This is a genomic window from Streptococcus suis, assembly GCA_022354845.1.
GTDB classification, from domain to species: domain Bacteria; phylum Bacillota; class Bacilli; order Lactobacillales; family Streptococcaceae; genus Streptococcus; species Streptococcus suis_AA.
On the sequence record CP031970.1, the window covers coordinates 1,424,628 to 1,447,016 of the forward strand.

Consider the following 22,389-nt stretch of genomic DNA (forward strand, 5'->3'; position numbering starts at 1 on the left):
TTCCTCGCTCTCCAATTTCTAGGCTCGGGTTAATAAGGTTCCCCGAACCTTATTAATATTCCTTTTTGTTATACCCAAAGTCAGCAAGGTCGAGTTTTTTGTCTCGCCAGTTTTTCTTGACTTTAACCCAGGTTTCGAGGAAGACTTTGTCACCAAGCATCAATTCAATGTCACGACGGGCCATGGAGCCAATTTTCTTGAGCATAGCTCCTTGCTTACCAATGATGATGCCTTTTTGGCTATCACGCTCTACCATAATCGTCGCGCGAATGTGGACTTTGTCGGTAAATTCATCGCGTTTCATGGACTCAATGACAACGGCAACTGAGTGCGGAATTTCCTCACGAGTCAGATGCAAGACTTTCTCACGAATCATCTCAGACACCAAAAAACGTTCGGGATGGTCAGTGATTTGGTCCGCAGGGAAATATTGGAATCCTTCGTCCAGGTTTTCCTTCAGAATTTCCATAAGTCGATTGACATTATTACCCTGAGTTGCCGAAATTGGTACAATTTCTTTGAAATCCATTTGATGGCGAAAATCATCAATCTGCTCTAATAGTTGGTCTGGATGGACTTTGTCAATCTTATTAACCACTAAGATAACTGGAACATTTGCCTGTTTTAGCCGTTCCATTATCATATCATCGCCCTTGCCACGCTTTTCATCCGCGGGTACCATAAACAGAACTGTATCTACCTCTCGAAGAGTGCTATAGGCTGATTCCACCATGAAATCACCTAGGGCTGTCTTGGGCTTGTGAATTCCTGGCGTGTCAATAAAAACAATTTGCTCTTCATCCGTGGTATAAATCCCCATAATTTTATTACGGGTGGTTTGAGCCTTATCGCTCATGATGGCAATTTTTTGCCCCATTACATAGTTGAGGAAAGTGGATTTTCCTACATTTGGACGACCTAAAATCGCCACAAATCCTGACTTAAATGTCATGAATTCTCCTTCATTCTTAAAATATAAAATTCCAAATTTTAGGTACAAAAATAATGAGCCCTGTTAGTAATGCAAATCCTGATACAAACAAGACTGCCCCTGCCGCCATATCTTTTGCATTTTTGGCCAGCATGGAAAAATGATAATCAGAAGCCAAGTCCACCACATTTTCAATGGCAGAATTGACAATCTCAAATGCGATAACTAAGCTGATACTCAACAAAAGAAATAGCCACTCTGTCACCGATACTTGGAAAACCAAGCCTGCCAAAATGACTAATATAGCCGATACAGCATGCTTACGCATATTGCGCTCTTCTTTAAAAGTGGTTATGAGTCCTGATACAGCAAAATCCAGACTCGACATCAATTCTCGGTTTTTCCACCGATTTTTTGAATTATTCTCGCGTAAGTCCATAAGCAGTTAAAATTTCTTCTTGTAAACCAAACATCTCAGCTTCTTCTTCTGGCGTATAATGATCGTAACCATTGATGTGTAAGAAGCCATGTACGGCTAAAAATCCCATTTCACGCTCAAAGCTATGTCCATAATCCTCAGCCTGTTCACGCGCCTTATCAATTGAAATATACAATTCACCAATATAGGCATCAAAATCTTCCATCATTTCAGCCAATTCAGGATTGTCCACCAAATCTTCTTCATCAAAGACAATTTCTGATTCGGGTTTGTACTCTAAACTAACCACATCTGTGGGGCGATCAATACCTCGATATTCCAAATTTACTTCATGCACACGTGCATTATCTACAAATGTCACAGCCATTTCTTTATTTTGTTTACCGATTTTTTTAGCTGCAAATTGGAGCAATTCTATGATTTGTTCTTGCATTTTCACAGGAACTTTTCCTGTTTCATCTACCATTTCAATATACATCTTATTACATTCCTTCTATACAAGTCCATTATACCACAAAAGGGAATAAAGCGGATTTTTATAGTTTAATGATTACAAACCATCGTACTAAAGGGTAAGTCAGTATGGCTTGATAGGATAGGCTGAATGTCTTTGCTGATTTTACGAGCGTGGGAACATATCCATAGCCTTTTCCGTTGTTTAGTCGTTTGTGGAAACATATCCATAAAACTGAAATTTTAGCGTTCTTTTTCTATTTCTGCAATTTGATGCACAATCTCAGAAAAACCTTCTGAATCAGACTCTAATAATCCATGTGTCATATTTTCCATTATAAACATCTGTTTATACGGTGCATTTACTTCTTCGAAATATTCTTGTGCCAATTTGTAATTCGTTTGATAATCTTTATCACCGTTTATATTATAAAAAGGCACTTGATATTCAACTTTATCCTTAAGTGAAAAGCTTGCAAATTCATCAGAAGAATAAAAATCCAAATAGGTGCTCATATCTGTATTTAGGAATTGAATCCAATCGCTAACGGAATAGTATGGATTAAATACTATCGTTGAAATCAAATTATAATCAGCACCATTTGCCATCGTATCATAGCCATATTTTTGCATAATCTTGTTTTTGACAGAAAAATGTTCTACCGTCTCATTATCTGGTGTCAACTGGTCTACCAAATTCAGCATTTCCTCATCATTTTGTGCCCATATATAGGCTTCTTGTTTGAATGCTTCTTCATTCTCCAAGCAATCTACAAGTTGCCCTGCTCCAATAAAACATTCATAATACTCCGGGTATTCAAGCACCAAATTTGCCCCATATATACTTCCCCAAGAATGTCCTAATATGGTCAATTTATCCTTTGATAGATAATCCAATACATATTCTGTAACTTCTTTCCCGTCAGTTAAAAACAAGTCCTTTGTCAAAGTAACATCCTTCTGCTCTATGTTATAGCTTTTCCCACAATTACGCTGGTCCCAAGTTACTATCGTATATACATCTGCCCATTTTCTTGTAATCACATAATCCAAATGACTTGTTGAAGACCCGGGCCCTCCATGTAAATATAACAAGACTGGGTTATCTATATCCTCTCCATAAATACTAATCCACTGCTTTGTCCCATTAACATCAATATACATTGACTCATTGATACCACCAGCAGGAGTTTGATTATAGATAGCCTTTCCGATTGCTCTAACTAAAAAGAACACCGTAAGCAATGATAAAATCACTACTGCTATCCATTTAATAATTCTAAAAATTTTGCATTTTTTCTTCATCTTCTCACCACCAAATTCAAATTTTCCGCTTACGCTACAGACGGGTCGAAATCCTCGTCCGTACACTTACGGATGATTCTCTTTGTTTTTTCAATAGGTAGAGGCACATTTTCTTCACTGAAATACTCAATATTCACTACCTCTACAACCGCCTCATGGTTATCCTTACCTGCAGGCACAAGCACGAAGTCACCAATTTCAATGCTATCATCATCTGTCAGATAATAATAACTCTTGTAACCTTCATCAAAAGTAACGCTGCAAAAGATGTATTCTGATTTGCGCCGTTTTACTTTGCCATAAACTGATGGGTCAAGTATTTCTCCTAAACCATAGAAACGAATGAACTCAAACACCGTTTCCGCAAAATCTGCGAAGTCCTCCGGCAGACCGTTTTTATCGTAGCTACCCGCAATGGTACGGCTCGGATTTTTCTTATACTCGATGGTTATTGTATAATCCTTGGTTTCGTTTGGTGTATCTATTACATCATCAGGATTTCCTTCGATGTGACTAAACAACTCTTCTGCATCAAAATTCTCAAGCAGACTCTCGATTCCGCCTTCGATTTCATACTTACGTGAAACCTTACATCCTGTACCGATATTCTGAATATGCTCTAATGTTTCCGTTTCTCTGTCGATAAACAAATGCTCGGTATAATCCCAGGTTACAAATTTCCAATCTGCATCTTCCGGTTTGTGTCGTGGTTCAATTTTTGTCAGCCTGTGGTAATCTAAGGTGACTTTTGTTATCACATCCGGTTTGCAGTTTCCATCAAACACATACAAATCATCCATACCCACTGTATCACGGACGAGGTCGGATAAATCTTTACCTTCATAGTCGAAGTCGGCACACAGAGAGCCTCTGAATTTGTATGTCATTCCTTCAGAATTGGTCAGTTCCATAACCCAATCACCAATATCTGTAGCGAAAACTTCCATATACTCATTGCCAAAATAAGCTGCAATCGCATCAAACAGCTTGTTCGTGGCATCTTTGTCTATCTTGAAGTTTTCGCTACAGATATTTCTGATTCGGGTTTGTACTCTAAACTAACCACATCTGTGGGGCGATCAATGCCTCGATATTCCAAATTTACTTCATGCACACGGGCATTATCTACAAATGTCACAGCCATTTCTTTGTTTTGTTTACCGATTTTTTTAGCTGCAAATTGGAGCAATTCTATGATTTGTTCTTGCATTTTCACAGGAACTTTTCCTGTTTCATCTACCATTTCAATATATATCTTATTACATTCCTTCTATACAAGTCCATTATACCAAAAAAGGGAATAAAGCGGATTTTTAATTACAAACCATCGTACTAAAGGGTAAGTCACTATGATAGCAACAGGAAAAAATATCATTGCCATTATTGAATCCAACATGGACGAAATGACTGAGTTGGAACAAGAAATTGCCCGCTATTTCACGCAATTGGATCCTGTTGATGCAGATTTAACATGGAGTTCACTACAGCCACTCTTCACGTTTTCACCATCTGCGCTCACACGATTCGCTAAAAAATGCGGTTTCTCAGGTTATAGAGAATTTGTTTTCACCTATCAAAAAGATCACCAGTATTTGTTAAAACATTTCGACCATATTCAGCGTAGCCTAACTAAGAAAGTGTTGATGGATTATGATCAAATATTGGCAGCTACCAATAACCTAGTGGATGAAGAAAAGCTAGAAGAAATTGCAAAATTAATTGACAACAGCAAGCGCGTCTACTTCTATGGGATCGGTAGTTCCTGTAAACCATAATTCCGAACAATTCATACCCGCTAGACCTACTGGTTTTTAATCAATTGATAATACGGTTGAATTTGATCATATAAGGTATCATCTACATCAAAAATTAAAGCTTTCATGTACAATTTCTTTCTGGTCTATCAACTTATTTCGCCGATTTTTGTTTTTCATGCAAATTGAATAAATTCTTCACCCTTGTGTAGCTTTCTTCCTCACCAACAAAATAAATCAAATCATCCTTTTCCAATGTTTGATACGGACTGGGAGCAATTAGCAAGTCTTCATTTCTTTCTATTCCTACTATCACAGCTCCTGTATGATGCCAAACTCGGATTTCTGTTAATTGTTTCCCCAATAAGTCAGAATCCGAGGTCAACTTTAATCCATATGGGTCAAGGGGATACTTTTTTTGGACACGCTTGGTCTGATCTAGGTAAATAGAAACCATACCACGTAATTCTTTCAGCATGAGCTCCTGTTGATCCAATTTCTCAAGAATTCTATCTTTCTGCGTAACCAATGAGTTGGTCATTTCAAAATTATCCAAAAAATCTTGAGCCTTTTCTTTGGACAAGACAATGGCTCCACTACCGTGTTTGACGGAAACAATATTCAAATCAGCCAAGATATTTAAAGCTTTCCGAGTTGTTTCAGGAGAAACAGCAAACATACTGGCTAATGTAGAACGAGATTTGATTCGTTCACCCACTTTATACTCCCCGCTCACGATTCTTTGAGCAACTCCAACTGCAATTTGCTGATATTTTGATGTTTTTACCATCTTACGATTTGGCATTTTTTTGTTCTCCTTTCACAAACAGAAAAAGAGCGAGATGCTATCATCTCACTCCCATCGTCTAGCTAGATAACACATCTTTTACCTAGCTAGTTGTCTCTTATCGCACGAAAATGTGTACGTGATTATTGAACACGTGATTATTGAACACGTGATGATTCAAGTTTATCTTTTACCACTTCTGTTTGAGTCGTGACGAAATCGCCAGCTTTACTAGCTTGATTGCCTATAACCTCACCTGTAGCTTGAGTAGCACTAGCTACACGATCTTGTAAGGTCACAGATTCTGCCTCAAACTCTTCACGTGTCTTTATATCCACGACTTCAACATTGACTTCAACCACTTCCAAGTGGGTCATTTTCTTCACTTCTGTACCGATAATAGACTTCATTGTTTCGACGATTTCAGGAATATCTTTTCCATATTCTACCACAATTTTCAAATCCGTTGCAACTTGTTTGCTACCGACTTCTACATTAATACCTTCTCGGACATCTGAGCTATTAATCAATTTATTTTTGATATCTGTGAAAAATCCACCACTAATTGACAATAAACCTGGAACATGTTGCAAAGCGTGACCAACCATTTTTTCAATGACCTGATCTGCGTATGTCACTGTTCCCTTTATCAATGTTTGTTCTACTTCTGTAATTTCCGCCATGAGTAACACCTTGCTTTCTTTTTTCGTAATCCTTACTTATTGGAATTCTTCAATCCATCAAGAGCACCTTTTACAGTATCCTTTGCATCAGCTAAGATGGAACCAGCTTTTCCTGCTAATTCTTCAATCTTACCTTCATTTTCCAAGTGTTTATCTCCAGTCACTTTACCAGCAACTTTCTTTGCTGTTCCAACAAATTCATCTTTTTTTGCATTCAATTTATCTACTGACATAATTTTTTCCTCCTCTATTCACTTAAATGACACGTGGTTCTTTGCCACTTGTAATGTCTTCAACACCCTTTGAAGCTTTATCTACTTGAGCTGTCGTAAATCCAACTGCGGAACTAGCAGCATCTGTAACTTTATCTTTTAAACTTACTGAATCGGCTTCATATTGTTCACGAGTTTTGATATCAACCACTTCAACGTTCACTTCAACCACATCCAAATCTGTCATGGCTTTCACTTCTGACTCAATAATAGCTTTCATATCTTTATAGATAGTTGGTAAGTGTTTTTTATACTCTGCAATAATAGAAAGGTCTACAGCAACTTGTTTTTTACCAACTTCAACGTTTACACCCGTTGTCGGCTGGTCGCTATTGACTAATTTATCTTTCAGGTTTGCGAAAAATCCACCACTGACCTCCAACAAGCCGTCTACTGACTCTAAGGCAATTCCAATCATTTTCTCAATGACTTTATCAGCATATGTTAATTCTCCACGAATTACAGAAACTTTCTTTTGTTCAGTCATATTCATCCTCCAAAATTTTGTATTACTTTCTCAAAATATATTCTAAAATACCTGATCGTTGAACGAGAGAACCCACCAGTGCCCCAAGTATCATTAAAAATAATACAAGCAATGTTTTAAGGAACCCAAGGGTAAGGAAAAGTACCGCCAATAAAAGACCAGTTCCAGCTCCCAAAATAGGATATTTCCAATGATTTATCTCTTTCATACACACCCCACTATTCTACCCGAGAAACCAGTCTACTCTTAGAATCTTGAATTTCGTTAACAGCAACCGAGAATTGTACTGGACGAGTCAAGCCGAAAAAGTTCTCTAAACCTTCTCGAATCTCCTGTTCCAAGTTAGACATTTGTTGAACAGCTGCAGTTCTCGAACGCATTTGTCCTACCACTTTCACCTTAAAGCGTTTCTTATATAGAGAAACATGTACTGAAGGATCAGCCATTACTCCATTTTCTGAAACAATTGATTTTACAAAACCTTCTATGGCAGATTTTTTCAATAAAAGCTTACCATTCTTTTCAACTGACAAATCAATTTCTGTATAACGCTTTGGCCACAAGAAGAATATTAGACTGACAATTAATAATGCAAGCATAAAAGTAAGTGATCCCCAGAAAAGGAATAGTGAAATTACATGATTAGATTGGTCATGAAGATACCATTGCGGTAGGAATCCTGCTACCTCACTCGGCAAAGTGACAACCTCCGAATACCGGATGGCAATTAAGCCAAGTAAAACAAACAGAGGTAATGCCACTAATACATATCCCCACTTAACTAACTTTGTCATAGGCAACTCTTTCTAGAAGGCTTACACCTTACGACCCACGAAGTAGGAAACAACTGCTACAACGATTACCGCTCCAACAATGGATGGAACAAGTGCCATTCCTGCAAATGATGGACCCCAATGACCTAAAAGAGCTTGACCAATGGATGAACCGACGAGACCGGCTACAATATTGGCAATCCAGCCCATTGAGCCACCTTTATTTGTAATCGCTCCTGCGATTGCACCAATTACTCCACCTACGATTAATGTCCAAATGAATCCCATAATAAACCTCTTTCAATACATCTAATATCTTTTAAAACTGTGTGCTTAGTTCGTCTACACCTTACGACCCACGAAGTAGGAAACAACTGCTACAACGATTACCGCTCCAACAATGGATGGAACAAGTGCCATTCCTGCAAATGATGGACCCCAATGACCTAAAAGAGCTTGACCAATGGATGAACCGACGAGACCGGCTACAATATTGGCAATCCAGCCCATTGAGCCACCTTTATTTGTAATCGCTCCTGCGATTGCACCAATTACTCCACCTACGATTAATGTCCAAATGAATCCCATAATAAACCTCTTTCAATACATCTAATATCTTTTAAAACTGTGTGCTTACTTCGTCTACGCCTTACGACCCACGAAGAAAGATACAACTGCTACTACGATAACCGCACCTAGAATCGATGGAACAAGTGCCATTCCTGCAAATGATGGACCCCATGATCCAAAAACTGCTTGACCAATGGATGAACCAACCAGTCCTGCTACAATATTGGCAATCCAGCCCATTGAGCCACCTTTATTTGTAATCGCTCCTGCGATTGCACCAATTACTCCACCTACGATTAATGTCCAAATGAATCCCATAATAAACCTCTTTCAATACATCTAATATCTTTTAAAACTGTGTGCTTACTTCGTCTACGCCTTACGACCCACGAAGAAAGATACAACTGCTACTACGATAACCGCACCTAGAATCGATGGAACAAGTGCCATTCCTGCAAATGATGGACCCCATGATCCAAAAACTGCTTGACCAATGGATGAACCGACGAGACCGGCTACAATATTGGCAATCCAGCCCATTGAGCCACCTCTATTGGTGATTGCCCCTGCAATTGCACCAATTACTCCACCTACGATAAGTGTCCAAATGAATCCCATAATGTATTCTCCTTTAATTAAAAATAGTAGAAAAACCAATTTATCACTTTTAAGAGTAACCAACACTTGTTTAATCGTTCAAGTAGTTTTATAATTAAGAGTGACAACATTTGTTTAACTTTATATTGTTAGTTTATCATTTAAGTTGGCACTATGCAAGTTTTCTGCCTACTATTTTAATATTTTTTTACAAAAACAGTCTAAAACCCTTGTTTTAAAAGACTTTTTTCTATATATTTTTTTTATTAAATAATGTAAATTTATCGGATCGTCTAATAAATCAAATGATAAGATTGATAAAAATAATTAAATCATTTATCATTACAATCTATTTTTCATTTTAGGTTGTCACTTTTAAAAAAATGGTTCAAAAAAATCCAGTTGTTCCAAACTGGATTTCATAATGTAGAAACACTTTGATATTTCGAGTTGTATGACAATTCTTTCATAGTTGAATGAATAAACATATTTGGGTTGAGGATCTAAATTCCCACCTCGACTGGCTGTCTTTGCCAACTAAAGATTTTTAGTCCTTACACCCTTGCTTGAATCTCATGCATTTGAGAATAGGTGCCACCAAACGCAATCAAGTCTTCGTGTTTGCCATGCTCAATGATTCGACCCTGATCCAAGACAAAGATTTGATCTGCTTTTTGAATGGTAGAGAGTCGGTGTGCAATGATAAAGGTTGTTCGGCCTTCTTTCACCACTTCCATGGCATGTTGGATAATTTCTTCCGTCTCCGTATCAATATGAGAAGTTGCCTCATCCAAAATGAGGATTTTAGGATCAGAGTAGAGCGTCCGAGCAAAGGCAATCAGCTGGCGCTCTCCACTTGAAAAGGCCGCTCCCTTCTCAACTACAGGTTCATCAATCCCTTTCTCTAAACGAGATAGCATCGGCCCTGCTCCAACTTTTTCCAGGGCTTGCAAAATTCGTGTTTTGTCTGCTGTTTCCTCATTCATGGAAACATTACTTGCAATCGTTCCTGTAAAGAGATAGGGATCTTGTAAAACAATCCCCATGTGACTACGAAGGCTTTCACGAGAATAGTCACGAATATTTTTCCCATCAATCAATACGCGACCCGCCTGTGGATCATAGAAACGATAGAGGAGGTTCATAATGGATGACTTTCCAGAACCCGTATGTCCCACCAAAGCAACTGTTTCACCTTTTTCAGCCCGAATAGAAATATCTCTCAAAACTGGTTTGTTTTCTTCATAACTAAAATTCACATTTTCAAACACGACTTGACCTTGATTTACTTCCAAATCATGCTCGCTATCAGGTTCCGCCTCTTCTTCTAAAAGAGCCATTAGACGCTTACCAGTTTCAAAAGAACGAAGCATATTTGGAAATTGCTGAACCAAGGCACCTAATGCGATGAAGATTCCCTCAATGTAATTAACATAAACAAAGAGTCTCCCGGCTGTAACTCCAGGATGGCCCTTGAGAAATTGATAACCAACTACCGTCAAAATCCCTGTAATCACTAAATTTTGTAAGAAGCCACTCAAATTCCAAGTTGCGAGAGACTGAGCCCAAATCATCTTGTTGTCTGCACGACGCATCTTGTCAGCAGTAGCTTCAAACTCTTGCATACTTCTTTCTTCTTGTCCAAAGAGTTGAATCAAACTAGCACCGTTCATGGTTTCATTTACCTGAGTATTCACATCACTCCTGGCATCATAGAAGTCCTTCATGGGCTTGTCAGTCATTTTTTTATAAGCAAATTGAATTCCAATATATAGAGGAATCAGCAGCAACATCAGCCAACCCAAACTACGATTCATGTAGAAAAGAACAGCATATGTAAATACCAGTCGAACGAAATTGTTAAAGGCATAAACTAAAGTACCATAAAATTGAGTTCGCAGTGTCTCTGTATCATTGACAATTCTAGTTGCAATCTTCCCTGCTGGTTTATCATCAAAATATGAAATAGGCAACCGCTGCATCACATCATAGGCTTGATTTCTAAGATTTTCTGCAATCCGATTGGCACAATGCATGAGTAAGCGCATGGACAGGTAAAAACCAATGGCTCCTAGGACTGTCATCCCCATATATTGAGCTGACTGAGTCAAAAAAACAGTTTCATCAAATGGCAAACCCTTGCTCAAATCTGTAATTGGCCCATCGATAGCCTGCTGAATCAACAGAGGAGCCAATTGAACCAGGGTTGAAGCTAGTAAATAGAAAACTACTGCTATAATAAATATCCATTTGATGCGTTTGATTTGTTTTAATAAAAATCCTAAAATAGTCATTACTCTCCTCCTTCCTGGCTTTGTTGTCGCTGGTATTGTTCATAATACCAACCTTTTTGGGCAAGCAAATCAGCGGGACGCCCTTCTTCAACGATACGGCCCTCATCCAGAACCAACACCCAATCAGCATGGTTGACAGCAGATAGACGATGCGTCACGATGACATTGGTTTTACCGGCACGTTCTTTTTGAATATTTTGGATAATCTGGCGTTCAGTCCGAGCATCCACTGCAGATAAGGAATCATCTAGGATTAGCAAATCTGGCTCCCGTAAGAATGCACGCGCAATAGAAATCCGTTGCTTTTGACCACCCGAAATAGACACCCCACGTTCACCTATCATAGTGTTAAGCCCATCACTCATCCGTTTTAAATCTTGATCAAATGCAGCCGTAACAATGGCTTGTTCAATCTCTTCAGAACTACTATCTACTTTACCGAGTGCAATGTTTTCTCCGACAGACTTAGAAAAGAGAATGTGTTCTTGTGGAACATAACCAATTTTTTCTTCAAGGCTAGCGCGTTTATAGTCCAATACTGATTGATTATTTATGGTGAAATCACCCTGACCAATAGGATATTGACGGAGGAATTGGCGGACTAAGGTCGTTTTTCCAGATCCTGTTTTTCCGACGATTCCAACGGTCTGTCCAGCTAGTAGGGTCCAATTAATGTCCTGTAGGCTGGCTCTTTCCGCCTGAGGATATCGGAAGCTGTAATCCTTGAAAGCAATACTCGCCAGCTCTGCTATTTCCTTAGCCCCATCCACTTCCAAATCATCACCAGTCTCTATTAGCTCTTGCAATTTTTCGAAAGATGTCTTGCCAGTTTGATAAACGAGGATAAAATCTGCCAGTGTCCAGAAGGGCTCTAAGAGCGAACTGACATAGAGTTGCAGTGCAATGATTTGTCCGAGTGTTAATTGCCCTGTCTTCACGGCCTGTGCTCCCATTACAAGTACTATAATCGTTGATAAACCTAAACAAACAGTCGCTAGTGGATTGTATATAGATTGAAGTGAGGTGATACGATCACCACCTTGTGCTAATTGTTTGGTGCGTGCTTGGAATTGAGCTTTTTGAGTCTCTTTCTTACCATAAGCCCGAGTCACTCGAATCCCTTCGATGACTTCCAAAACTTCATTATTGAGTTGAGCTACAGCGTCCCTATTCGCGTCAATCGCCTTATCTTGTTTTCTTCCGATAAAAAATATACAAAGTGTCATGAACAGCATCGGAAGCAAAGCAACCGTAGAAATCTTCCAGTCAATGAAGAACATGGTTGGGATGATAAAGGCTAGCATGCCGCCTGCATAGACGACAATCATGAGACCGTAGCCGACCATCTCCATCAAGCCATCCACATCCGTTGAAAAACGGGTCATTACATCTCCTGAGCGAAATTTCTCATAGAATGGTGTTCGCATGGTGACCAATTTTTTGAATGCCCGTTGTTGCATATCAAACTTGAAGTTAACGGAAGCCTGAAATAGTTTAAGGTGCCAAATAAATGCCATAGCATAGTTCAGCAAAGTCACGAGCAACAAGAGCGTCATATCCTGAACTAAAATTGCTTGCGTTAATTCATTTTTTGTTAGTATATCAACCATCCGTTGAATCATTTGCGTCGGTACCAAAAGCGTGGCATCATAAATAATCAAGGTCACGGCAACCAATAAATAGAGCCACTTATGACGCTTGATATAATCAAAAATTAATCGAAACATATATCTCCTTTACAAATCTCCAGCCTGCCATTTGCCACTTTATTCAATAAGCAACAATTGATAGACGTTATACTCAATGAAAATCAAAAGTAGCCTTGGATACGAAGTCGAAGATGGAACTCTGTTACTTTCTTGTTTCAAGGTAACAGGCTGAAAAGCTCCACTGGAGCTTTTCACTCATCAAGGCAAGTTGACAACGGATAATTTTGATTTTCGAAGAGTATTACCTTTCTAAGCGCACAAAAAAGCCCAGGGAAGCATTTCACTCCTCCTAGGCTTGCTTTAGTCCACAAAAATAGACCCGTTGTTTTTCAAAAATCACTCAATAAGTCAATAAACTTATCTAGCTGAACTGCCGTTCAACCTCTACTCTTCATCGAGACCACACTCATGAATGATTTCTAAAATCTGTTTTCCCGCTTAGAAAGGAGTATATAATAAAAAACAGCTTGTTTGACAATAAGTTTTTTGTTCATTTGTCTTACTCCTTTCAGCTTTCTATCCACTATTTTAACACAATAAACATATATGTCAAGGGGTTTTGTTGGTAAAATATTCCCTATTTACCCCCTATTTAATAGAATTGCCTTTAGAAAATAGTTGGGCGAAATGTCCACATAGACTCACTAAGACATACCCACGCATCATACTTGATTACTCAAGGAGTCGAATTGATTTCCATTTCCCGATTATTAGGACATGAAAATTTAAACATAACACTCAAAGTCTATGCCCATCAACTGGAATCATTAAAAGAAAAGAGTAATGACAAGTTCAAAAAGATATTCGAAAGATTTGGGGCAGGCATAACAAAAACCCCTGTGTATCAAGGGTTTTTTGGATTATTTTATGCTAGTTGCCGGGATTGAACCGGCGACCTCATCCTTACCATGGATGCGCTCTACCGACTGAGCTAAACCAGCGTACTTGACTAGTATATCATACCTCCAAAATATGTCAATGGATTTTTATAAAAAATGATTAAGAGAGAGCACGATGAAGAAAGCGATGAAGTAAGCACGTGAACAAAATATATTCCAGTATCATTAAAGCTAATATATATCTAAAAATTATCTGACATTTTTAAGTATTTGTGTTATATTATTGTTATAAAAATCACAAAGGATGCATAATGAACATGCAAACACTGCAAATTGGACAAATTTATCTTGTAAAAGACATTCAATTACAAGAAGATGTTCGCAAACATTTGAACCATCTTGGGTTAAAGATAGGGCAAGAAATTCGAATCATTTCAAAAACAAAGGACAATGCAATTATCCAGGTCAAAGCCAGTCGTTTAGCTTTGGATCAATCTGTTCTCAATAGCTTGGTTTTAGAAGAAAAATCAGAACAAGGGCGATCCTTGGCCCTATCAGATCTTCCAATTGGTAGCAGCGCTAAAGTTATTGAAATCTGTGCGACAGGCGCTCTACGCCGTCGTCTCATGGATATGGGTATAACAAAACATACACAACTTCTTCTAAAAAATGTTGCTCCTTTAGGCGATCCATTAGAAATAACACTTCGTGGCTACCATTTAACTCTCCGGAAATCGGAAGCACAAATGATTCTCGTTCAAGTTGCAAGCTAGGTGAATAAATGAAAAAACAGATAGCCTTAGTGGGTAATCCGAACAGCGGGAAGACCTCCCTTTTCAACCTACTGACAGGAACCAACCAACGAGTTGGAAATTGGCCAGGTGTAACGGTCGAAAGAAAATCAGGAAACATAAAAAAACGACCACACTTGGATCTGCAAGATCTTCCCGGAATCTATTCCCTCTCACCCTACACTTCCGAAGAGATGGTTGCTAGAGACTACCTCCTAACTGCTCAACCAGCAGCCATTTTAAATGTTGTAGATGCAACGAATCTGGAACGCAATCTATATCTAACTCTCCAATTACTCGAGATGGGTATCCCAACTGTTATTGCACTGAATATGACCGATACTTTGAAACAACAGGGACGGAGTATTAAAGTAGATCAGTTATCTCACCAGCTAGGTTGCCCCATTCAATCAATTAGTGCATTAAAAAAGATGGGAATCCCTCAACTGCTTAGCGAAGTTGAAAGAATGAGCACACAATCTAGCACACATTATTTTCCGCAATATGAGAAACAATTTGAAGCAGCTATTGCTCAAGTTATTGAATTGTTACCTCAAACAATCCCTACAAGACAACAACGCTTTTATGCTATCAAGTCTTTAGAACAAGATCCAGACATTTTACATCAACTCAATTTCGGAGAAACTGAAAAAGCAGATTTATCTGAAATTATCATGATTTTGGAGAAAATCTATTCGGATGATATCGAAGCCATAATTGTCAATCAGCGATACCAATTAATTGAAACCATTTCGAGCTCCGTCCAAGAAGAAATTGGAAACGGCCTTAATATTTCTGATAAAGTGGACCAAATTGTAACCAACCGCTTTCTCGCACTTCCTATTTTTGCACTCGTTATGTGGCTAACCTACTTTCTTGCTATCCAAACCGTAGGAACTATTGGGACTGACTGGGTCAACGATGTATTGTTTGGCCAATTTGTTCCAGTTATTATTCAAAATCTCCTTGATACCTTTGGAATTGCTGGCTGGTTACAATCATTAGTACTTGATGGAATTGTAGCTGGTTGTGGAGCTATACTCGGCTTTGTGCCACAGATTTTTGTACTCTTCTTCTGTCTAGGAATCTTAGAAGATATTGGATACATGAGTCGAATTGCCTTTGTCATGGACCGAATTTTTAGACGGTTTGGCCTATCAGGTAAATCCTTTATCCCGATGCTGATAGCCACAGGATGTGGTGTTCCTGGAGTAATGGCTAGTCGAACAATTGAGAATGAACAAGACAGAAAAATCACCATTATGACAGCTACTTTTATGCCTTGTTCAGCCAAACTTCCGATTATTTCACTCGTTGCAGGTGCTTTTTTCCCTGGCAACCCTTGGATTGCACCCAGCGCATATTTCGTTGGTATGGGAGCCATTATTCTTTCTGGTTTGGCATTGAAAAAAACAAAGCAACTCGGTGGCTTTGCGAGTCCATTTATCATGGAATTGCCTTCCTACCATCTTCCGCAAATTCAAACCGTTCTTCGTTATTCTTCCAATAAGGCAATAAGCTTTATCAAACGTGCGGGGACCATTATCTTCGTAACCAATATCATCATTTGGTTTGCTAGTTCATACAGCTGGGCTTTGGCACCAGTCGAGACAAATCAAAGCATCCTGGCTTCAATCGGCCATGGTTTTGCCTTTTTCTTCCAACCACTTGGTTTTGGGAACTGGAAAGCTACAATCGCAGCGATTACTGGTCTCCTAGCTAAAGAGACAGTCATTGCTAGTTTTGGTATTCTCTACAAACTGGGAGAAACTTCCGAGAGCAATCGTGAATTGTGGGTATTGCTCCAGCAAGATTATTCCGCTTTATCCGCCTACTCATTCCTCATTTTTAACTTGCTCTGTGCACCATGCTTTGCTGCTATTGGAGCCATACATCGTGAGATGGGAAATGCAAAATGGACCTGGATTGCTGTAGGTTTCCAAACAGGACTAGCCTATGCTGTCAGCCTCATCATTTATCAATTCGGAGCTGTTTTTCTCTATCATCATCAACCAACTATTTGGACCGGTATTGCACTGATTTTACTATCTGCAATGGTGTATAGTATCGTTCGAAAACCTGCTTCCGCCTTACCCATCGTCACTCTAAAAAACATTCAAAAGGAGCAAATGAATGGCTAACTTCATCCTGATATCACTCATTGTTGTATTGTTCGTCCTAGCTATCCGTAGCTTGGTCAAAAGTAAAGGTGCCTGCAATGATTGTTCTTGTGACTGTGCTATCAAACAAGAAATTTCTCATCAACATGTTCCAAAACATTCTAAAATCTCATAAACTTCACCTTTAAAAAAATTCCATTTTTTAACTGTCAGACAGATAAAAAACTGCCTTATTTTCTTTATGAAATAGGCAGTTTTTTGATTATTATTCATCTAATGCATATTCTGCTATGACGATTGTTTTTCCAGCTATTTCTTTGACCTCGCCAGTTGGACAAAATCCAACTTTGGACCAAAAATGACTGGACTGAGGATTGCTTTCTACATAACCTAGACGCATCTTTTTGAAGTAAGTTGCTAACTGAGAAAGGAGCTCTGCTATGATCTTTGACCAAGACCTGCTTTAAGTCGGCGTCTACTAACTTTCGTACTTGATAACGATTTGAACATTGACTAGTCTTCATCCTCTTCGCTCCGACCAGGCTGTCCAATCGTTTCAAAACTTGCTCGACTATCAGCCGCCCGAGCCTCCTCTTCATAGGCAGTGATAATCTGGGCAACTACTGGATGGCGAACCACATCCTTGGCTGAAAAATGTACGAAATCAATCTGTGGAATTTTGCTTAGTTTCTCCGTCGCATCAATCAGGCCTGACTTAACCTTGCGTGGCAGGTCAATCTGACTAATATCCCCATTGACAATCATCTTAGAATTAAAGCCCAGACGGGTCAGGAACATCTTCATCTGCATAATGGTGGTATTTTGCGCCTCATCCAAGATGACAAAGGCATCTTCCAAGGTCCGCCCCCGCATATAGGCCAGCGGTGCAATCTCGATAATCTCGCGCTCCATTAGGCGCGTGGTCTGCTCCTTGCCCAAAATCTGGTAGAGGGCATCATAGACAGGACGCAAATAGGGATCTACTTTTTCTTTTAAGTCCCCTGGCAAAAAGCCTAAACTTTCGCCTGCTTCTACCGCAGGACGGGTCAGGACAATCCGCTTGACCTGTCCCCGCTTGAGGGCTGTTACAGCTAGAGTAACCGCCAAGAAGGTCTTACCTGTACCAGCAGGTCCAATTCCAAACACGATGTCATGACGCTTCACGCTGTCCACATAGAGTTTCTGTCCAAGGGTCTTTACGAGAATAGGTTTGCCGTAGTTATCCTTGATAATCTCTTCTTCATAGAGGGCAACGAATTTCTCAATCTCATCATTTTTTGCCATGGAAATAGCTGTGACCACATCTGGCGTATTGATAACCAAACCACGACTCACCAAGACAAGGAGAGACTGGATAACAAGACGTGCCTGTTCTACATGTTCTTCCTGTCCAATCACCTGCACTTTTTCCGTACGGGCATGAATAACCACACCTAGTTCCTGTTCCATCAATCTCAGATGACGTTCATTCGAACCAAATAGACTAAACGAATCATCTGGATGCTTGAGTTGAATATCAATTGAATGTTCTAGCAAGAGTTGCTCCTTTTCCTGTCCTTTTCTCTATTATAACAAAAATAGCCCAAACAAGGCTATTTTGTACTATTTTATCCATCAATGTCCCAAATAATCTTCCCAAATCCCATCAAAATCAGCCATGGAAAAAGCAAAGCTGGCCGATTCCTCCAAAAAACGACTGACTTCATCGAAATTATCTGATTGCTTAGGAAAATCAGATTCATCAAAGGCATGATCTGCCAAGATAGCTACTGGTTCATTACTTTTCGGGTTGCGCTGGGTCATCAACCAAGAATAAAAACTTCTTCTCACTACATTTACTTTCTATGATTTTCTTCGTAGAGCTCTATATAGCGCTCCATAGACATTTTACTAACTAAATCCCCAATCAATTCATAAGGAATATTCTTGGGATTTTTCATACGAACACAGGACTTGCCCATATCCAGTTTGGTAGGCACCTGTGCTTGATAAGCAGCAACGAACCAATCATTCAATTCTTGGTCCATATAGATTCCCATGTGGTAGAGGGCGATGTGTGCCTTTTGTGATGCCAAGGCAAGGAATGGCAAGGGTTCTCCCGGTGTGCAGTGATAACCATCAGGGTAGGCGGCAAGCGGCACATAATAGTTAATCATAGCTCCCAAGATTCCTACTTCAAAACCAGCTGGTAACTGTTCCACAATCACTTGATGGAGTCATTCAACTGCTTCCTTCCGATTTTCAGGCAAGGCAGCCATATATTCTTCAATCGTTTCCGCTTCAATCAGCATGACTTTCTCCTATCTCAACCCCAGCATACTCTCTTTGGCATGAATCATATCCGTTATCATTTGGCAATAGGGTGTTGGAATACCTGCACGTTTGCCCTTAAAAACAACCGCTCCATTCAGATAATCAATTTCTGTCTTTCGACCATATTGGACCAAATCCTGGTGCATAGATGGATAGTGATTGGAAGCCTTCTTCGAAGCATCAATAACATATTTCCAAATAGCTTCTTCGTCAATTCCATCTGCCTCAGACTTAGCAACAGCAATAAATTCTTTGAAAATCCCCTGTACTAGATTCAGTCCAGCCTCCGTACCGAATAATTCACCAATTGTACAGTCTAAAATGGTACAAGTTGGATTCATCACACCATTGACACAGGCTTTCTGCCAAATAGCACTGACAACATGATTGTCATAGATCACATTTAGCCCAGCTTCATTCAGCATTTCAATAATATCCGCAACTGATTGCTCATCGCCAAGAATATGCTGAACGGAGATAGAACCCGGACCTTCTAAGTGAGCATGTCCCGGACCCTTTAGTCCCGCCAACCACATAGTCACCCCAACCATGATACTTTCATCTGGTACATACCGACGCATGGTCGTCGCATGCCCCAAACCATTCAAGAGACTCAAAACCATGGTAGTTGGACCGATAATTGGCTTAATATCCCTCAACATCTTTGGCAACTGATCAGCCTTAGTCAATAGAATGATAAAATCTGCTTCTCTCGTTGCTTCGGTCGGTTTCATGATGGGTAAGTGTACAATTTCCTCTACATCTCCAGTCACTTTCAAGCCGTTTTCTCGTATTGCTTCGATATGTTCTTCCCAATTATCCAGCAAAATCACTTCATGATTTGTCTTAGACAATTGATAACCAAACCGACACCCCATCGCTCCACTACCAGCAATATATACGAGCATAGACGCCTCCTATACCAATTCTGTTCCCACTGAGTCCTTCTTTATTTTCCCAGCCTTCATCAAACCACCAAGAGCTTTTTTGAATTGCCCTTTGGAAATACCAAAGGTAGCCTTGATGTCTTCCGGAGCAGACTTATCGTCCAAGGTCATAAAACCTCCATTGCTTTCCAGATAAGTCAATATCATCTGAGCATCATTTTCCAGCATCTCAAATGAACGTGGCTTGAGAGACAAGTTCAAGGTCCGATCAACTGCACGGTAGCCGATAACACGCGCCTCCAAAACCTGACCCAGACGTGGTTCCGCAAATCGTTCACTTGGGTGGATAAAACCAAGCATATTGTTGTCTGGTAAATAGACAAAAGTACCATTCATTTTCAAACGATAGACAATCGCTCGCAGTGTTTGGTTTTGCATATTGTCATAAGCAGGTCCAGCCATTTTCTGAAACTCTTCCTGAAAAGCTGGTAGAGCCCAAATGCGGTCCTTCTTATCGACGTCTAATTTGACGTACAACTGATCACCTTTCTTCGGCCAGAGTTCCTTGATTTCAGGCAAAATGTCTAAGGAAACAACTACTTGCTTGTCTGGCAGACCTGTATCCACAAAGACACCCAAATCCTTACGTACCTCAGTGACAGTTCCCCAACCAAAGCTGGTACGACTCGCTCCAACTTCCTTAGTTGTCAAACGGAGTTTTTGTTTCATATCGGTATAGGCAAATCCCTTAACAGATTGACCTAGACTATGTTCTCCTTCTTCCTTGGAGAGCGCAAAGGTAACTCCTCCTTTTTGGACAAAATAAAACTGATCATTTTCGTCAGTCACTAAACCAACGATATACTGTGCTAATAAATCATTCATGATTTTCTTCTTTCTGATTAAAAAAGGGGGAGTCTGTCTAACCCCCCCTCCATTAGATTTCTTATTGATACACCACTGGAAGTTAGACAGCCCAGTGATGATCTATTTTTTAGCCTAAAAACGTGTTGATTAAACTTCCAACAATTCTTTTTCTTTGTCGGCAGTCATTTTATCAATTGTCTTGATAGCATCATCTGTTACTTTTTGAATATCTTTTTCAAGTGACTTCAATTCGTCTTCCGTGATTTCTTTTGCTTTTTCAGCTTTTTTTGCTTCATCCATAGCATCACGACGGATATTGCGGATAGCAACTTTAGAGTTCTCACCCACTTTTTTCACATCCTTCGCTAAATTCTTACGAGTTTCCTCAGTAAGAGCAGGAATGACCAAACGGATAACAGTACCGTCAGATTGTGGTGTCAAACCAAGGTCAGATGCGTTCAAAGCACGCTCAACATCTTTTAATATTGACTTGTCGAATGGTGTAATCAATAGAACACGCGCTTCTGGCACTGTAATACCAGCCAACTGGTTCAATGGTGTTGGAGAACCGTAGTACTCAACTGAAATACGGTCCAACAAGCTAGCATTTGCACGACCAGCACGAATGTGGCTAAATTCACGCGCCAAACTCTGATGAGATTGGTTCATGCGCTCTTGCGCTTTAGCAATAATTTCTTTAGACATAAAACTTCCTACTTTTTTTATTTTTCTATTGAATAGATGAAAACTGAACTCAATTTCAATCTATTATTTTGCTGCAGTATAATTTGAAACAGTTGTCCCAATCGGTTCACCAAAGACAACGCGCTTGATGTTCCCTGGTTCATTCATATTAAAGACAACCAAATCAATGTCATTGTCCATTGAAAGTGTTGAAGCAGTCGCATCCATAATTTTAAGACCACGACTAATCACTTCACGGTGAGTTAATTCATTAAATTTAACAGCATTGGCATCTTTCTTCGGATCAGCGTTATACACACCATCCACACCATTTTTTGCCATCAAAATTGCATCCGCCTCAATTTCAGCAGCTCGAAGGGCAGCTGTTGTATCGGTTGAGAAGTATGGAGAACCAATACCTGCACCAAAGATAACAATACGACCTTTTTCCAGATGACGGAGCGCACGACCACGAATATAAGGCTCAGCAACCGATTGCATGGCAATGGCGGTTTGTACACGTGTATCTACACCAAGTTGTTTAAGAGAATCCGCCATTACAAGGGCGTTCATAACAGTTCCAAGCATACCAGTATAATCAGCCTGAACTCGATCCATGCCCGCCTCAGCAGCAGGTTCTCCACGCCATAAGTTACCGCCACCAATTACAAGGGCAATTTGAATACCTGATTCTGCAACTTCCCGGATTTCCTTTGCCATTTCTTGAACGGTTTTCAAGTCAATGCCGATACCACGTTCACCGGCCAAAGCCTCTCCAGACAGTTTTATTAGAATGCGTTCGTATTTAGGTTTCATTCTCTTACTCCTCTTTTT

Annotated in this window: 28 protein-coding genes, 1 tRNA gene and 2 pseudogenes; 5 read left to right on the top strand and 26 right to left on the bottom strand. The window is 39.7% G+C overall.

The window, feature by feature from the left end:
• Window positions 1-52 precede the first annotated feature (52 nt).
• The 6 genes and pseudogenes from D2A30_07460 to D2A30_07485 all read right to left on the bottom strand — a co-directional run bounded on the left by D2A30_07460 (window position 53) and on the right by D2A30_07485 (window position 4,383).
• A complete protein-coding gene (locus D2A30_07460; protein ULL21419.1) occupies window positions 53-952 on the bottom strand; it encodes a GTPase Era in 900 nt (299 codons plus the stop codon).
• Window positions 953-968: 16 nt separating this feature from the next.
• Window positions 969-1,370, bottom strand: coding sequence for a diacylglycerol kinase family protein (locus tag D2A30_07465; protein ID ULL21420.1), 402 nt, complete (start codon window positions 1,368-1,370; stop codon window positions 969-971).
• Complete coding sequence (gene ybeY, locus D2A30_07470) at window positions 1,351-1,848, bottom strand: rRNA maturation RNase YbeY (GenBank protein ULL21421.1); 498 nt, start codon at window positions 1,846-1,848, stop codon at window positions 1,351-1,353. The genes D2A30_07465 and ybeY overlap by 20 nt, the downstream gene beginning before the upstream one ends.
• A 218-nt stretch (window positions 1,849-2,066) precedes the next feature.
• Window positions 2,067-3,128 carry an alpha/beta hydrolase gene (locus tag D2A30_07475; GenBank protein ULL21422.1) on the bottom strand — a complete coding sequence of 354 codons (1,062 nt, stop codon included), beginning with the start codon at window positions 3,126-3,128 and terminating at the stop codon, window positions 2,067-2,069.
• Between the two features lie 29 nt (window positions 3,129-3,157).
• Window positions 3,158-4,075 carry a hypothetical protein gene (locus tag D2A30_07480; GenBank protein ID ULL21423.1) on the bottom strand — a complete coding sequence of 306 codons (918 nt, stop codon included), beginning with the start codon at window positions 4,073-4,075 and terminating at the stop codon, window positions 3,158-3,160.
• An 83-nt stretch (window positions 4,076-4,158) separates the two neighbouring features.
• Window positions 4,159-4,383 (bottom strand): annotated as a pseudogene (locus D2A30_07485) (rRNA maturation RNase YbeY).
• Between the two features lie 94 nt (window positions 4,384-4,477).
• On the opposite strand from D2A30_07485, the gene D2A30_07490 reads away from it, so the two are divergent.
• Window positions 4,478-4,903, top strand: a complete 426-nt coding sequence (locus D2A30_07490; protein ULL21424.1) for a MurR/RpiR family transcriptional regulator — start codon at window positions 4,478-4,480, stop codon at window positions 4,901-4,903.
• Window positions 4,904-5,036: 133 nt separating this feature from the next.
• Here the strand turns inward: D2A30_07490 and D2A30_07495 are convergent, their stop codons facing one another.
• The 12 genes from D2A30_07495 to D2A30_07550 all read right to left on the bottom strand — a co-directional run bounded on the left by D2A30_07495 (window position 5,037) and on the right by D2A30_07550 (window position 13,072).
• Window positions 5,037-5,687: a GntR family transcriptional regulator gene (locus D2A30_07495; GenBank protein ID ULL21425.1), complete on the bottom strand. Its 651-nt coding sequence runs from the start codon at window positions 5,685-5,687 to the stop codon at window positions 5,037-5,039.
• 140 nt (window positions 5,688-5,827) lie between these two features.
• On the bottom strand, window positions 5,828-6,352 hold the full coding sequence (locus D2A30_07500) for an Asp23/Gls24 family envelope stress response protein (protein ULL21426.1): 525 nt from the start codon (window positions 6,350-6,352) through the stop codon (window positions 5,828-5,830).
• Window positions 6,353-6,384: 32 nt separating this feature from the next.
• Window positions 6,385-6,585, bottom strand: a complete 201-nt coding sequence (locus tag D2A30_07505; GenBank protein ULL21427.1) for a CsbD family protein — start codon at window positions 6,583-6,585, stop codon at window positions 6,385-6,387.
• Window positions 6,586-6,607: 22 nt separating this feature from the next.
• The gene (locus D2A30_07510; GenBank protein ULL21428.1) at window positions 6,608-7,111 is read right to left on the bottom strand and encodes an Asp23/Gls24 family envelope stress response protein; all 504 of its coding nucleotides are present in this window, start codon (window positions 7,109-7,111) and stop codon (window positions 6,608-6,610) included.
• Between the two features lie 22 nt (window positions 7,112-7,133).
• Window positions 7,134-7,319 carry a DUF2273 domain-containing protein gene (locus D2A30_07515; protein ULL21429.1) on the bottom strand — a complete coding sequence of 62 codons (186 nt, stop codon included), beginning with the start codon at window positions 7,317-7,319 and terminating at the stop codon, window positions 7,134-7,136.
• Between the two features lie 10 nt (window positions 7,320-7,329).
• Window positions 7,330-7,905, bottom strand: coding sequence for an alkaline shock response membrane anchor protein AmaP (gene amaP, locus D2A30_07520; protein ULL21430.1), 576 nt, complete (start codon window positions 7,903-7,905; stop codon window positions 7,330-7,332).
• 21 nt (window positions 7,906-7,926) lie between these two features.
• Window positions 7,927-8,172 carry a GlsB/YeaQ/YmgE family stress response membrane protein gene (locus D2A30_07525; GenBank protein ULL21431.1) on the bottom strand — a complete coding sequence of 82 codons (246 nt, stop codon included), beginning with the start codon at window positions 8,170-8,172 and terminating at the stop codon, window positions 7,927-7,929.
• Between the two features lie 54 nt (window positions 8,173-8,226).
• On the bottom strand, window positions 8,227-8,472 hold the full coding sequence (locus D2A30_07530) for a GlsB/YeaQ/YmgE family stress response membrane protein (GenBank protein ULL21432.1): 246 nt from the start codon (window positions 8,470-8,472) through the stop codon (window positions 8,227-8,229).
• A 54-nt stretch (window positions 8,473-8,526) separates the two neighbouring features.
• On the bottom strand, window positions 8,527-8,772 hold the full coding sequence (locus D2A30_07535; GenBank protein ID ULL21433.1) for a GlsB/YeaQ/YmgE family stress response membrane protein: 246 nt from the start codon (window positions 8,770-8,772) through the stop codon (window positions 8,527-8,529).
• Window positions 8,773-8,826: 54 nt separating this feature from the next.
• Complete coding sequence (locus D2A30_07540; GenBank protein ID ULL21434.1) at window positions 8,827-9,072, bottom strand: GlsB/YeaQ/YmgE family stress response membrane protein; 246 nt, start codon at window positions 9,070-9,072, stop codon at window positions 8,827-8,829.
• Window positions 9,073-9,605: 533 nt separating this feature from the next.
• Window positions 9,606-11,345: an ABC transporter ATP-binding protein gene (locus tag D2A30_07545; protein ID ULL21435.1), complete on the bottom strand. Its 1,740-nt coding sequence runs from the start codon at window positions 11,343-11,345 to the stop codon at window positions 9,606-9,608.
• Complete coding sequence (locus D2A30_07550) at window positions 11,345-13,072, bottom strand: ABC transporter ATP-binding protein (protein ID ULL21436.1); 1,728 nt, start codon at window positions 13,070-13,072, stop codon at window positions 11,345-11,347. The genes D2A30_07545 and D2A30_07550 overlap by 1 nt, the downstream gene beginning before the upstream one ends.
• A gap of 596 nt (window positions 13,073-13,668) precedes the next feature.
• On the opposite strand from D2A30_07550, the gene D2A30_07555 reads away from it, so the two are divergent.
• Window positions 13,669-13,941, top strand: a complete 273-nt coding sequence (locus tag D2A30_07555) for a recombinase XerC (GenBank protein ID ULL21437.1) — start codon at window positions 13,669-13,671, stop codon at window positions 13,939-13,941.
• Here D2A30_07555 and D2A30_07560 read toward each other — a convergent pair.
• A tRNA-Thr gene (locus D2A30_07560) sits at window positions 13,923-13,995 on the bottom strand. The genes D2A30_07555 and D2A30_07560 overlap by 19 nt on opposite strands.
• A gap of 209 nt (window positions 13,996-14,204) precedes the next feature.
• On the opposite strand from D2A30_07560, the gene D2A30_07565 reads away from it, so the two are divergent.
• Genes D2A30_07565 through D2A30_07575 form a run of 3 tightly spaced genes read left to right on the top strand, consistent with a single transcriptional unit; the run spans window position 14,205 to window position 16,979 of the window.
• The gene (locus D2A30_07565) at window positions 14,205-14,666 is read left to right on the top strand and encodes a ferrous iron transport protein A (GenBank protein ULL21438.1); all 462 of its coding nucleotides are present in this window, start codon (window positions 14,205-14,207) and stop codon (window positions 14,664-14,666) included.
• Window positions 14,667-14,674: 8 nt separating this feature from the next.
• Window positions 14,675-16,825 (top strand): ferrous iron transport protein B, encoded by a 2,151-nt coding sequence (feoB, locus tag D2A30_07570; protein ID ULL21439.1) that lies wholly within the window; start codon window positions 14,675-14,677, stop codon window positions 16,823-16,825.
• Window positions 16,818-16,979 carry a FeoB-associated Cys-rich membrane protein gene (locus tag D2A30_07575; GenBank protein ULL21440.1) on the top strand — a complete coding sequence of 54 codons (162 nt, stop codon included), beginning with the start codon at window positions 16,818-16,820 and terminating at the stop codon, window positions 16,977-16,979. Before feoB ends, D2A30_07575 begins: the two co-directional genes overlap by 8 nt.
• 338 nt (window positions 16,980-17,317) lie before the next feature.
• On the opposite strand, the gene phoH is transcribed toward D2A30_07575, so the two are convergent.
• The 7 genes and pseudogenes from phoH to D2A30_07610 form a co-directional block, all read right to left on the bottom strand.
• Window positions 17,318-18,340 carry a phosphate starvation-inducible protein PhoH gene (phoH, locus tag D2A30_07580; GenBank protein ID ULL21441.1) on the bottom strand — a complete coding sequence of 341 codons (1,023 nt, stop codon included), beginning with the start codon at window positions 18,338-18,340 and terminating at the stop codon, window positions 17,318-17,320.
• Between the two features lie 78 nt (window positions 18,341-18,418).
• Complete coding sequence (locus D2A30_07585) at window positions 18,419-18,634, bottom strand: YozE family protein (GenBank protein ID ULL21442.1); 216 nt, start codon at window positions 18,632-18,634, stop codon at window positions 18,419-18,421.
• Window positions 18,635-18,639: 5 nt separating this feature from the next.
• Window positions 18,640-19,095, bottom strand: a pseudogene (locus tag D2A30_07590) (DUF1801 domain-containing protein).
• Between the two features lie 9 nt (window positions 19,096-19,104).
• Window positions 19,105-20,025: a 2-dehydropantoate 2-reductase gene (locus D2A30_07595; protein ID ULL21443.1), complete on the bottom strand. Its 921-nt coding sequence runs from the start codon at window positions 20,023-20,025 to the stop codon at window positions 19,105-19,107.
• A gap of 9 nt (window positions 20,026-20,034) precedes the next feature.
• Window positions 20,035-20,889 carry an RNA-binding protein gene (locus D2A30_07600; GenBank protein ULL21444.1) on the bottom strand — a complete coding sequence of 285 codons (855 nt, stop codon included), beginning with the start codon at window positions 20,887-20,889 and terminating at the stop codon, window positions 20,035-20,037.
• 129 nt (window positions 20,890-21,018) lie between these two features.
• Window positions 21,019-21,576: a ribosome recycling factor gene (locus D2A30_07605; protein ID ULL21445.1), complete on the bottom strand. Its 558-nt coding sequence runs from the start codon at window positions 21,574-21,576 to the stop codon at window positions 21,019-21,021.
• 63 nt (window positions 21,577-21,639) lie between these two features.
• Window positions 21,640-22,371, bottom strand: coding sequence for a UMP kinase (locus D2A30_07610; GenBank protein ULL21446.1), 732 nt, complete (start codon window positions 22,369-22,371; stop codon window positions 21,640-21,642).
• Between the last annotated feature and the right edge of the window lie 18 nt (window positions 22,372-22,389).